Origin of the sequence: Confluentibacter citreus (assembly GCF_002807055.1) — a bacterium.
In the GTDB taxonomy this organism is placed as follows: Bacteria; Bacteroidota; Bacteroidia; order Flavobacteriales; family Flavobacteriaceae; genus Confluentibacter; species Confluentibacter citreus.
In genome coordinates this window covers 395,535-409,341 of record NZ_NIXN01000001.1, presented here as the reverse complement: position 1 = coordinate 409,341, position 13,807 = coordinate 395,535, and the positions used below count along the sequence as shown (strand labels likewise).

9 protein-coding genes are annotated in these 13,807 nt (G+C 31.7%); 1 reads left to right on the top strand and 8 read right to left on the bottom strand.

Annotated elements, in window-relative coordinates; genetic code table 11:
• Positions 1–70: 70 nt before the first annotated feature.
• Together CDH49_RS01770 and CDH49_RS01765 are read right to left on the bottom strand one after the other, a co-directional pair.
• A complete protein-coding gene (locus CDH49_RS01770) occupies positions 71–1,447 on the bottom strand; it encodes an OmpA family protein (protein ID WP_100613589.1) in 1,377 nt (458 codons plus the stop codon).
• Between the two features lie 183 nt (positions 1,448–1,630).
• Positions 1,631–4,783, bottom strand: coding sequence for a UvrD-helicase domain-containing protein (locus tag CDH49_RS01765; RefSeq protein WP_100613588.1), 3,153 nt, complete (start codon positions 4,781–4,783; stop codon positions 1,631–1,633).
• Between the two features lie 122 nt (positions 4,784–4,905).
• Here CDH49_RS01765 and CDH49_RS01760 point away from each other — a divergent pair, with 122 nt between their 5' ends.
• Positions 4,906–5,514 carry a superoxide dismutase gene (locus CDH49_RS01760; RefSeq protein ID WP_100613587.1) on the top strand — a complete coding sequence of 203 codons (609 nt, stop codon included), beginning with the start codon at positions 4,906–4,908 and terminating at the stop codon, positions 5,512–5,514.
• Positions 5,515–5,987: 473 nt separating this feature from the next.
• On the opposite strand, the gene CDH49_RS01755 is transcribed toward CDH49_RS01760, so the two are convergent.
• The 6 genes from CDH49_RS01755 to CDH49_RS01730 all read right to left on the bottom strand — a co-directional run bounded on the left by CDH49_RS01755 (position 5,988) and on the right by CDH49_RS01730 (position 13,791).
• Positions 5,988–7,886 carry an amidophosphoribosyltransferase gene (locus CDH49_RS01755; RefSeq protein WP_100613586.1) on the bottom strand — a complete coding sequence of 633 codons (1,899 nt, stop codon included), beginning with the start codon at positions 7,884–7,886 and terminating at the stop codon, positions 5,988–5,990.
• A gap of 65 nt (positions 7,887–7,951) precedes the next feature.
• Positions 7,952–8,878, bottom strand: coding sequence for a PfkB family carbohydrate kinase (locus CDH49_RS01750; RefSeq protein ID WP_100613585.1), 927 nt, complete (start codon positions 8,876–8,878; stop codon positions 7,952–7,954).
• 99 nt (positions 8,879–8,977) lie between these two features.
• Positions 8,978–11,638, bottom strand: a complete 2,661-nt coding sequence (locus CDH49_RS01745; protein WP_100613584.1) for a hypothetical protein — start codon at positions 11,636–11,638, stop codon at positions 8,978–8,980.
• Positions 11,639–11,664: 26 nt separating this feature from the next.
• On the bottom strand, positions 11,665–12,486 hold the full coding sequence (locus CDH49_RS01740; RefSeq protein WP_100613583.1) for a GLPGLI family protein: 822 nt from the start codon (positions 12,484–12,486) through the stop codon (positions 11,665–11,667).
• A gap of 72 nt (positions 12,487–12,558) precedes the next feature.
• A complete protein-coding gene (locus tag CDH49_RS01735) occupies positions 12,559–12,843 on the bottom strand; it encodes a hypothetical protein (protein WP_157805258.1) in 285 nt (94 codons plus the stop codon).
• Positions 12,844–13,149: 306 nt separating this feature from the next.
• Positions 13,150–13,791: a ribonuclease H1 domain-containing protein gene (locus CDH49_RS01730; protein WP_100613581.1), complete on the bottom strand. Its 642-nt coding sequence runs from the start codon at positions 13,789–13,791 to the stop codon at positions 13,150–13,152.
• Positions 13,792–13,807: the final 16 nt, after the last annotated feature.

The window sequence follows — 13,807 nt, the reverse complement described above, 5'->3', positions numbered from 1 at the left end:
TTTATAAAAATAAAAAACGCTTCGGATATCCGAAGCGTTTTTATAAAACTTATTTATTGTTTATAACTTATTATTTCACTAAGTTAATTTCAACACGTCTGTTGTTAGCTCTACCTTTAGCAGTATTGTTAGTATCGATAGGACTTCCTTCACCGTAACCTTTAGATGAAAGTCTAAATTCATCAACACCATGGCTAGTTAAGTAATCTTTCACAGATAATGCTCTAGACTCTGATAAAGTTTGGTTTAATGCATCGCTACCAACACTATCAGTGTGACCTTCTACAGTAAACTTAGCAGTTGGATACTCATTAAGTATTTTAATGATATCACCTAGCACAGCTTCAGATTGAGATTTGATAGTTGATTTACCAGTATCAAATAAAATCGTTTTAGCGTAAGCATTCAATGTTTTTTGAACTTCTTCAGAAACTTCAGGACAACCATTGTTTGCAACAGTACCTTTAACGTCTGGACATTTATCATCTTTATCTAAAACACCATCACCATCAGTATCTGGCCAAGGACAACCACTGTTAGCAGCTGGACCAGCAACATTAGGACATTTATCTTCAGCATCAGTTACACCATCACCATCAGCATCTGGACAACCAGCCAAAGCTTTTAAACCAGCAACAGTTGGACATTTATCATCTTTATCTGGAACACCATCACCGTCAGTATCAGGACAACCATTAAATTCAGCTAAACCAGCTTCATTTGGACAAGAATCTTTACTATCTTCAATACCATCACCATCAGTATCAGGACAACCGTTGAATGCAGCTAAACCAGGAACATCTGGACAAGCATCATCTTTGTCAAAAATACCATCACCATCAGTATCAACTCCACCAAATTTGATAGAGATACCAGCAGAATGTTGGAAATGTGTTTGTAAATAATCTTCGAATGCATGTTTGTAAGAAGTTTGTAGCGTTAAACCAATGTTTTCGCTAAACCAAATATTTAAACCTACAGATCCATTTACTGTTCCAGCTCCTATATCATCAATCCAAGTGTAACCACCACCAACTCCTAAATAAGGATCTAAAACGGTTCCTTCTAAGAAATTGTATTTAATAATACCATCAAAAGCATAGTAAGATAAATCAGAAACTTCGTTTGTTGTATCTGGGTTAGTGCTTATATCTCCCCATTTTGTTATTTTGTTTATAGATCCACCAAGTCCTAATGAGAAACCATTACCTAAGTATTTAGATACCGTAATTGTAGATAAAGCAGGCAAGATATTCCAATGGTCTTCAGCATTAAAATATTCATCACCAAAAGTGTCACTAAATAAACCTCCATCTCCTGAAGGATATGCATCTACTGCATTCGCCCCAATAGATATTTGCCATGGGTTATTTTTGTCTTGTGCGTTAGAGTTACTAATAAAAAATACCAGTAACATAGCTAATAATAATCGGCTAAGATTTTTCATATTCAAATAGTTTAATTTTTAAGTGTTAATTGAAACAAAAGTAAGTTGTTAAATGTTATTAACAAAGACAAATATATAAAAAAATGATTATTTTATGTTATTAATGCCAATTTGAAGATGAATTTATCCATTTTGAAACAAAAAAAACAGCTAATTAGTCTTACAAGCAAACAATATTTAACACTAAATTATTCTTACAAAAAGAGTGTCATTTATATAAATGAGTATTTTTTTTTGGATTTTTAGCCCCATGTCTTCAAGTACATCTTGGTAAGCTTGTAATTGTTGTAAATGTTTTATATCCTCTTGCCCAGATTTATAATCAATAATTACGGCTTCGTTATTAGGGTTTATAACAATTCTATCGGGTCTTAAAATAAGCCCTTCTTTACTAATAATATCCCGTTCAATATATATAGTAAAGTCATGGTCAAAATATGTTTTAAGTAATGGGTGATTTACAATTTCTATGGTTTTATCTTTTAAAGCCATAGCTTGCTCATTGTTTATAACGGATGAGCCTATAAAATCATTAATAACAAAATCAATATCGTCTTTTGTTTTTATAAAAGACATGATATTGTGAATAAGATTTCCTTTTTCAATAGCTTCTTGCTGGCTAGTATCCCATAAAAAGCCTGATTTTGTCACTACTTTTATATTATGGGTTTCTTTAGACGTTGAAATAAAAGTTTGTTGAACATTACTTTCTTTTGAATTTGCTATAGGTTGATTTAATTTTTTTGTTTCTATCTTTTCTGCGTTTCCAAAAGAATACATAGATTGTGAGTCATTCCAAACACCAATATATTGTAGATAATTATTAAATAAATCTGAATACTTTTTATCATTTACTTCGCTTTTTGAAGAGGTGTTTTTTGTTGAAATAATATATAACTGTTCTATGGCACGAGTTAAGGTAACATAAAGCAGATTGATGTTATCAAGTTGCTGTTCAGATTTATGATTGTTATAAATTTGGAGTCCGCTGCCATCAAAATTTTCAAAGTCTTTATTAAAGTTTAGTAAGGTGTGCGAAAAACCATGATATGTTTCTTTGTTTATGGGAAACCATTCTTTCGGATCTAACTCTCTATAAATATCCAAATCTGCATAAGGAAAAACAACAACAGGAAACTCTAAACCTTTAGATTTATGAATGGTCATTATTTGAACCGCATTTTGTCCTTTAGGGGATACAATGCTCAAGGTTTCTTTCTTCTTGTCGAAATAATCTAAAAAACCTGCAATATCAGAACCTTTTTTCCCTGAAAATTCTAAAACTATGTCTAAATAAAATTGCACGTAAGCATTACTGGTTTTCACTAAATTAAAACTTCTAACAATGGTTTCTACCGAATCGAACAACGGAAGTTGTAATAAATAATTATTGTTTATATAAATATGGAAAGCCTCAAAACTTTTGAATAATGATGTAAGTGATAGATTTAGATGATTACTAAAAAACTCGTGCTTATTTTCTACACCTAACAAAGTAGCCAGATAATTTAAAACAGCCAATTTAACTTCGCTGTTTTTTGGCTGAATTAAAAGCAACAAAACATTGTTAACAAAGACAACTTCAGGCGCATTATAAATTAATAAGGTTTCTGAAGAAATGATAGGGATATGATGCTGACTCAAATAATTGGCAATCGCAACGCCCTCCTTTTTCTTGCGAACCAAAATGCAAATGTCTTCGAGATTAAATCCGTTTTCAAGACATTTATCAATTGTTTTTAAGACATGTTCTGAAAAGATCTCGTTTCTATCATCATCTTTTTCAATATCTAAAAACGATATTTCAACATACCCAGTTTCTTCTGAAAATGTGTTTTGATGGGCGCTTTCGTATAAATTTTGGTATTCTGTGTTAACAAAAACCACATTAGACAGATATTTAAAGAAACTGTTGTTAAAATCTACAATGTCTTTAAAACTCCTGTAATTAGTCTCTAATTTTTCTAATTTCTGTTCAATTACAAAAGGCATCGATTTCCTATTGAATAAATCTATAAACTGTTTGGCTTTGCCGCCACGCCAGCGGTAAATAGCTTGTTTAGCATCGCCGACTAACATGGCGGTTCCATTTTCGGTAGAAAGTGAATTGTCTATTAGTGGAATTAAATTTTCCCATTGTAATTGGGAAGTGTCTTGAAACTCATCAATAAAATAATGGTTGAATTTTTCGCCAATACGCTCGTAAATAAAAGGTGTTGGTTGGTTTTTTATTTCATGACTTATAATATTATTGAATTCTGAAATCAATATCTTGTTTTGGTCTCTTTTTAGAGTTGTTAATTCCTTGTTTATCGCATTTAAAACCGATAAAGGCGTAATGTTTTTATAAAAGTTTTTTAAGAATTTAAGATGAAAAACAAACGTTTTTATGGTTTTATAATACGTTTCAATTTGTGGCAATAAAGCATCAATACTATTTGCTAAATCAGGTTTCAACGTTTTTGTGTATATGCCCGTTCGTTCTTCAATATTCTTTTCAAGATTATTTCCATATAAACTGTCTAAATTTAGCTCCGATGCTTTTTTAAAATGATTTGGAAGTGTGCCTCTTGAAAAATCTGAATACTGTAATCCAGTTTCTTCAATTAAAGTTAAAACGCTTATGGCATTTTCCACAATATTGTTTTCGGCATGTTTTATTTTTTCCCTTAATATAGTTTTAAGGGTATTAAAATCGTCTAACGTTTTATCTTTTAAAGTTTCAATAAAGGGGATATCATTTTCATTGACCAATAATTTGGCAATCTTATTAAAATCAAAAGACACATCCCAACTTTTATCATCGTCGGCTTTCTCAATAGCAAAATCAACTAATACTTTTGTTAAGGCTTTATCGGTGCCGGCTTTAGAAATCAAGCTGTCAACGGCTTCGTTAAGCAACGCATCTTGGTCGAGTTCCACCTCAAAATTTAAAGGCAATTTTAAATCGTAAGCAAATGTTCTTATGAGTTTATGGGTAAAGCCATCAATAGTGGAAATATCAAAAGCTGCATAATTATGGATGATGGTGTTTAGTAGTTTTTCGGATTTTTTGTGAAGATCCATAGGTTGCATACTAAGTTCATTACAAATACTATCAAACATACTGTTAGGGTTTGTTAAAATAGCGTTTTCTGAAAATTGCATTAATGTTTCTACAATACGTTCCTTCATTTCAGCAACCGCCTTATTTGTAAAGGTAATGGCTAGAATATTTTTAAAATAATTTGGATTATTTGAAACAAAAAGGATTTTTAAATACTCCTTAACGAGCGTAAAGGTTTTTCCGCTGCCAGCAGATGCATTATAAATATTGAAATAATTTAATGCGCTCATTAAAGGAATTTTGACACAATATAAAAACTATCAATGATTTGATAACTATTAATTATTTTTAATTGATGTGATTTATGCTTAAATTTGAAGGAAAACAAATATTAATATAAAAACTAAAAATTATGGCTTTCGAATTACCGAAATTAGGGTACGCATATGATGCTCTAGAACCACATATTGATGCTCGTACTATGGAAATACACCATACAAAGCATCACCAAGCGTATACGAATAATTTAAACGCAGCAATTGAAGGAACAGATTTAAAAGGAAAAACGATAGAAAATATCCTTATAAATTTAGACATGAGCAATGCTGCGGTGAGAAATAATGGGGGTGGATTTTATAATCACAATTTATTTTGGGACGTCATGAATCCAGAAAATAAAGGAAATTTATCTGGCGAATTAAAAGATGCTATTATCTCAGCTTTCGGCTCGGTAGATGCTTTTAAAGATGCTTTTAGTAAAGCTGCTGCAACACGCTTTGGTTCTGGTTGGGCATGGTTATGTGTCCATAAAGGAGGGAAAGTAGAAGTTTGTTCATCACCAAATCAGGATAATCCATTAATGCCAGGCGTTGGTTGTGGAGGAACACCTATTTTAGGGCTTGATGTTTGGGAACACGCTTACTATTTAAATTATCAAAACCGTCGTCCAGATTATATCACGGCATTTTTTAATGTGATTAACTGGAACGAAGTTGAAAGACGCTATGCAGAAGCAAAATAAATTTTTTTAAAAATTGAAAAAGCGTCTATAATTTAATTATAGACGCTTTTTTTTTGGAGTTAACTTATAAAAAATAAAAAAGGTGAACAGATGTTCACCTTTTTTGCCCCAAATCTACCATGAACTTAACCTACTTATGTTATGGTGGGTCAAATATATAGAGGTACAATAGTTTCAAGAAATATTTTAGTTAAACTACATATATATTGGCTTAAGCGAAATTATAGTTTTTTTAAAAGGCGAAGATGATGTTAAAATAGAATCTGAAACCGACATATAAAAACATAAAAAAAGGCGAACAGATGTTCACCTTTTTTTGCCCCAAATCTACCATGAACTTAACCTACTTATGTTATGGTGAGACCAATTTATATGTATTTATGAAAACCTAATTATTTTTTAGACGAAACGCATTTATTTCAGACTAAATGCGATTTTTTAGGATTAAATGTAAATTTTTGAAAATAATATAATTAATAAGCACGTTCTTTATTGCCTTCATAAAAATTTATAAATGCACGGTTTACAACCCTATTTCCACCAATAGTTGGGTAGTTTCCTGTAAAGTACCAATCCCCTAAATGCTTAGGGCAAGCTTTATGCAAATTCTCAACCGATTGGAAAATTATTTTTACTTTAGCTTTTACACCATCATCACTTAATAACTCGGCAATCTTATCTGAAATTTGTTCATCTGTAAAAGGCTCATAAACTTCTTTTACAAAGTTTTGTACATCTATATCTTCTAAATCTTCTTGAGATTTACACTTTTGGTATATTTCTTCAATAATGTGGTATTTACCAATATCTTTTAGTAACCCTAAAGCAGCCCTGAAAGCCACTAACCCTTCTAAGTTTGCCATATCAATACCATAACAATCGGGATAGCGTATTTGGGGAGCAGAAGAGACAACCACAATTTTTTTAGGATGTAGCCTATCAAGCATTTTAATAATGCTTTTTTTCAAAGTAGTGCCTCTTACAATACTATCATCAATAATTACTAAATTATCAGTAGGCTTAATAACACCGTATGTAATATCGTAAACATGCGCCACTAAATCATCCCTACTGCTATCTTCTGTAATAAAAGTTCTTAGCTTAGCATCTTTTATAGCAATTTTCTCTATTCTAGGCCTTTCAGATAGAATTTGTGTTACTTTTTCGGCGGATAATTTGTAGTTGCCTTTTAAAATGGCAGCTGTTTTCTTTTCATTAAGAAAATCTTCAACAGTTTCAATCATTCCAAAAAACGATGTTTCAGCTGTATTTGGTATATATGAAAAAACGGTGTTTTTGGTATCTTTATCAATAGCATCCAAAACTTTTGGCATCAATAATCTACCAAGCATTTTTCGTTCTTGATAAATTTCCGCATCACTTCCTCTTGAAAAATAAATACGCTCAAAAGAACATGCTTTTCTCTCTAGAGGCTCTAGTATTTTTTTAATTTTTGTGTCTCCAGATTTTTTTGTGATGATGGCATGCCCAGGAGCCAATTCTTTTACATCTTTATATTCTACATTAAAAACCGTTTGTATCACAGGTCTTTCAGAAGCTATAACAACCACTTCGTCATCTTTATAATAATAGGCTGGACGAATGCCCGCAGGATCTCTAAGTACAAAGGAATCGCCATGACCAATAAGCCCTGCCATAGCATAGCCACCGTCCCAATTTTTAGCGGCTCGTTTTAAAATTTTGGCAACATTTAAACGCTCGCCAATTAATGGAGACGCTTCCATTTTATTGTAACCTTCTTTTTTTACTTCTTTATAAATTTTGCTTACGGCGTCATCCAAAAAATGACCAATTTTTTCCATAATGGTTATGGTATCGGTATATTCTTTTGGGTGTTGGCCAAGTTCAACAAGGTTTCTAAAGAGTTCTTTAACATTGGTCATGTTAAAATTACCGGCCATAATTAAATTTCGGTGCATCCAATTGTTCTGTCTTAAAAAAGGGTGCACACTTTCAACACTATTCTTGCCAAACGTGCCGTATCGTACGTGGCCTAATAATACTTCACCTATATATGGGATATGTCTTTTTTGAAGTGCAACATCATCTGCATACTCGGGATGCTCTGTTAAATCTTTGTTTATTCTTTGATTAATTTGAGCAAAAATATCTTGAATGGGTTGCTGCTGTACAGAACGCACCCTACTAATGTAACGTTCTCCTGGTTTTGTATTTAGTTTAATGCTCGCAAAACCAGCACCATCTTGACCACGGTTGTGCTGTTTTTCCATCATGAGGTACATTTTGTTTACCCCATAAAAAGCACTGCCATATTTTTCCTTATAAAACTCAAGAGGTTTTAAAAGTCTTATAACTGCAATTCCGCACTCGTGTTTTAAAGCATCACTCATTATTTATATTCTTAAAATAAATGTTTATTAATTAAAAAACGCGCTCTTTTTAGGGGCGCGATACATTATGTTAATTCTATTTCAAATTGGGTTAACTGTTTAAATTGCAGTAACCTTTTATGAACTTCTTTATTTGATAAATCTTGCATACGCTCCGTGCCAAATTTTTCAACACAAAATGAAGCCAGTGTAGAACCATGAATAATGGCATTCTTCATATTTTCAAAAGAGGTATCTCCCGTTTTTGCAAGATATCCAGCAAAACCTCCAGCAAATGTATCACCTGCGCCTGTTGGATCGAACACTTCTTCCAATGGAAGGGCCGGTGCAAAAAACACATTGTCGTTGTTGAACAAAAGCGCTCCATGTTCCCCCTTTTTTATAATCACATATTTTGGACCCATAGTATGAATTTTTCTAGCAGCCACAACCAAGGAATATTCCCCAGTAAGTTGTCTGGCCTCTTCATCGTTAATGGTTATAACGTCTATTTTTTTTATCACGTTGTGTAAATCATCCAACGCACAATCCATCCAAAAATTCATAGTATCTAAAATCACTAATTTTGGTTTAACCGTCATTTGATTTAGAACACTTAATTGGACGATCGGATTCAAGTTTCCTAACATAACAATCTCTGCATCACGATAACCTTCGGGAACAACAGGATTAAAATCAGCAAGTGTATTTAACTCTGTTGCCAAAGTGTCTCGGGAATTCATGTCGTTGTGGTATTTACCACTCCAAAAAAATGTTTTACCATTTTCAACAATTTCAACCCCAGAAATATCTATGTTTTTATTTGAAAGAAGGTCCAAATAGTCTTTAGGAAAATCACCCCCAACTATAGACACAATCGCGGCATCTACATTAAATTGAGAAGCAGATAAACCAATGTAAGTTGCAGCACCACCAAGAATCTTATCAGTTTTTCCGAAAGGCGTTTCAATAGCATCAAAAGCTAAGGTGCCAACAATTACTAATTTACCCATGAAGGAGTTTTAAATTTTTGTGCAAATATAAGTTTTTTAAACGCTAAAAACCGAATTTATTTTCTCCCAAAATTGAAGCGGGCTTTGTTTAAATTGATGTTAGAAATCCCAATGAAATCCGAACATAAGATACCTTGGGATTAATCCAATAGAATAAGAATTTATTGAAGTATCATCATTCTGAAACGTTGTGAAATACTTTACGTTTGTTAAATTACCGCCAATAAAATCAACACCCCATTTTTTTTTATTAGGAGAATATGACCATGTGGTGTCTAGTAAAGAAAAACTTTTTTTACTATTTAAATCTGGAATAAAGTAATCAAATGAGAATGTGCTAAGCCATTGATTAGTAGGTTTGAAAATTAATTTTAGTTTATTGTGTAAATAAGAGTTTTCAAATTCAACTTCACTTGTGGTTTTGATGAGCCTGTAAAAGATTTCATTTTCAACATTAAAGTAACTTTTGAAAGACGTTTTTATAAAGAGTTCACTATTTAGGGAATGTGATTTATTGTTTCTTATGTCCGAACCATTTATAACATTCTTGTAGTTATCAATAGAATAATATGTATTGGTCTTTACGTTAAGCTTTAAAAAAGGGATATATTTAGTGAAGTTTAAATTTAAATCTATGGTTTCAAAACTCTTTGGAAGGAAAAAATAGTTGGTTAAAATAGTATTCTCTGTTATTTGGGAATTTTCGAAAAAATTGCCCTCTTGCTTGAGATAATTAATTCCAAGCCCCATATGAAACTGGTTAAATAGATCGTTGTTATTATAAGAAAGATTATAGATTTGATTGTTCTGCAATCTTAATGCTGGTTCATTTTTTAATATGTTTCTATGGCTTATAAGGATATTATTGCCTAAGAATTTACTGGAATCAAAGGTGTTTTTATTTATGGAAAAACCAGTTAGAATATATGAATTACTGTTAATATTATGTGATAATGTTAGTGTAGGCTCAAAAATAACTCGTTCTGAAACTTTTGAATTCTGGATGGTTTTATCAACGATGGTTTGATTCAAATACCGTAGGTTAAAACTATATTTTAAAGAGAACTTGTTCCATTTTGTGACGTTTTCAGCGAAAGCATAAACCTCTTTCTTATTATATCTCATGTTATTTAAACCATTAGAAATTGTATCATTATTGCCACTCAAACTTATAAAGTTAGTTTTTAAAGGTTCTTCAATTAGATTACTACCAATAGATAGCGAGTATTTATTTATTGAACTGGATCCCAAAAAAGTAGTATTAAATTTAAAGTAGTCTTTTTTCAAGGATATATCTTGTATATCTGAATTTAAAGCAAATATTGAAGGCGTTATTTCTAATTTTTGCAAAATAGAATTCGTTGATCCCATAAAATTTATTTGCATAGCTTTTTTATCAGATAGTTTTTTTGTGTATAATAAATTTTGAATTAGGAAAAAATTGTCTGAATGTTGGATGGAATTAATGTTATCCAATATGTTTGAAAATATAAATCTATTTGTTTTTGTTGTTTTGTCTCTAAGACTTAGGTTGTATTCTATAAGAGAAGTTTTTGAGGGTGATATATCTAGCTTCAAGTCACCTCTGTAGTGCTTGGGGTTATTAGTAACTTGGTTATTGTCAAATGTTTGAAACTGGACGTTATTAATAAAGTAATTATTGTTCAAACTTTCAAAGTTTGAAATAGAATCATCAAGATAGTAAAAGTTAACTTTTGCTTTTAAAAACGGTGCTAAATTAAAGAGGTTGTTATAGTTAGTAAAAAGTTGTTCATTGATATATGTGCGTTTTTCATCGAATGTTTGTGACAGAACAGTTTCAGGTATAATTCCCCTTGCGGAATAGTTCATTTCCTTAATTGACTCGAGATTGTCCATGACATTATTTGTGTAATTTGCAGACGAGGAGTTAATCCCTATATTATTAAAGGAAGCAATCCCATATGACTTGAACGACTTATTTATAGCTAATGCATTAATTGAAGAATTAGAAGCTGGTTTGTCATTATCTGAATAGCCTAAGCCCGCGTTTAAGCTGCCAGAAAAATCCAATTTAGAGGGCTTTAATTTTAAATTTAAGGCTACTTTCTCACTGTTCTCGATGCCTTTTAGCAACTTGTTTTCAGAATAATTCTCAATAGCCTCAACAGATTGTATAATGTCTATATTAATATTTTTTGTACCTATGCTATAATTATATCCAAATAAATCATCGCCTTCCAACATCACAGTTTCAATAGACTTTCCATTGTATTTTATAGCTCCTGTTTTACTATTAACCTCTATTCCTGGAAGATTTTTAAGCAAATCTTCTACCTTTCGCTCGGTGCCGTCTCTATATGCTTCAACATCAAAAGACAAGGTGTCTTTTTTTATTTCAAAAGGTCTTTTATTTCCTTTTATAACAACTTCTTTTAATTCGGTTAACTTCGTTTTATCCAAATAAATATCCCTATGAATCACATCGGGTGTGTTCATTATATCTATAATTTCTGTGTAGGACTCATACCCATCTGAAGCTATTTCTAAAATAAAGTCATCTTCATATTGACTGCTTAAAGTATATGAAAAACTCCCCTTCCTAATAATGTGAAATTCCTTTATAATTTGTGGTTCAGAAGATTTTCTAATTAAAAGCTTTGCATTAATCGGCGAAAAGGTTTCATTGTAAACAGTGCCTTCAATAGTTTTAATTTGAGCATGAACAATCAAATTAAAAACAAAAAAGAAAATTACAGAAAGGGGGGTTTTTGTAATCAAGACGGTTTCTTTTAAAGTGCGCCTTATTAGTTTTTATTCTGTAAAAGCTGTTTTTCAAATTCCTTATCAGCGGTAAAGTCGGTGTCGTTTTCTTCAATGTAGCGCTCAATTCCTTTTCTTGTTAAAATAATTCCGCCATCATCTTCTTTTTCAGGAGAATACATGCTTAGTTCAATAGCTTTCTTTTTATAAAGATTTTTAAATTCAGACCAACTTACTGTCTTATCTTTTTCAAATGGGTTTTTTATAGCGGTAGCCTCAATTTTTCGGCTAATAATTCCTATAGCTTCAAATTCAATAAAGGCTTTGTCACTTTTAATGGATAAAATCATTCCAGGCAAACCGTCATATTTCCATGGGCCACCAATGGGCAAGTCTGGGCTAAACCATGCTGAATAATTACGGTCTCTAAATGTCATTACAGCTAATTGACATTTATAACCTAAGATTTCTTTAGTGTCTTCCTTTATTTGCCAGTTAAAAATAGTCAGGGAATCTTTTATGGTAAAGTACTTAAATGCTATGTCTTGCTTATTAAACATTTGGTTATTGTTGTAATCTTTAAAAACACAGCGTAAGTTTTCTCCTTTTGGAGTGTAAATAAGCGATTGATCATCATCCGGGTCATTTTTTACACCTCCACTAGCAGAATTTTCTGCAGAATCACTTATATCAAATACCGAAATATTTAAATCTGGGTAGGTTTTAAGCTCTAGGGACGCTGTTAAAGACTTAGTGAAATTTTCGGGTGTTATCTTGCGCTCATATTCAATTTTATAAACTAGAATAGAGTCGTTTTGGGCATTAACAAATAGTGTCGCAAAGAATAAAAAGAGAATGGTTTTCATTTTCTTAATTTTTAAATGAACTGAATCTTAAAGTATGAAGATTCAGTTCAAGTTTTAGATTAATAATATTTTTTAATGAGTACTAATATATGCCATGGCTCTCGCTAAAGCTCTAGACTGGCACATTGCACTAGCTACTCCACAGAGGTCATTGGTGGCAGAAGCATAAAAAGTGTGACTTTCTCCAGTGTCAGCATGTGTTATTCTTGCATAACATGACACTCTACAGGCAACAGATTCTCTATCATTGGTTTTACTAACTTGTAAAGTTTCTGTAGTTCTAAATTCTATTGATGGATTGTACGCATAAATTGCACCCGTGATTAATAAACTTAGACTTAAAATTATTTTTTTCATTTTCTTAAAATTTAACATAATGTATCATTCATACATTAAGATGTTAATATTATTAAGCCAAAATTCTAAAGCCATTTTTCATTAAAACAAGTAAAGCCAAAAACTTGTCTTAACGGCTATCATTTAATTAAGAGAGAAAAATAATCAGCGCTGATTTGTTGCAACATTTATCTAAAGCTAAAACTTAACTGGCTTTTCTATTAAGTCTAAAACATTAGATGGCCAAATGTAAAAAAAATAAAATAACTAAGAAAGATTTTTCGCTTTTTTTTAATTATTTGTAAGATATTTATATAATTAAATTCTTTATTTTCGCCCAAAATCGGCTGGAATTTCTCCCCAAACTTTAGTTTCCCATTTGACAATGACTGTTTTGTAACTGTTGGTTTTTAACCAATTAACAGCTCTTTCAATCAATTCAAAAAGCTTTTCGTTTTTTGGGTTACGTTCTAATTTAGTATTGCAAGTTTTCTTTTTTACCCAGCTCATGGCAGTTTTTGAGTCAGTGTAAATAAGTTTATCGCTATCATGTTTTTTTAAAAGGGCCAATCCGTGTACTATGGCAAGAAATTCGCCTATATTATTGGTACCTTCTTCAAAAGGACCTTGAATAAACAACTGTTTTTTTGTTTGGGTGTCAACGCCCCGATATTCCATAATTCCGGGATTCCCACTTGATGCCGCATCAACTGCAATGGAATTATAATTTGGTTGTCCGATTTTCTTAAGTTGTTCAGAGGATAATCCGCTTTTAAAATCTGTTTTCTTTCCAATATAATCAAAGTAATTGCCTTTTAAAGCCAGTTTAGCAGCGTCAAAAGTTTCAAAAGATTTGTATTGAGCACCTTCAAAGTTTGTTATTTGTGCTTTACAATCGGTCCAAGTTTCAAAAACCCCTGTGTGGTGTCCTTTCCAAACAGTATAATATTTTTTCTTCTTCTTACTCATTTTTTATTCCCACAAA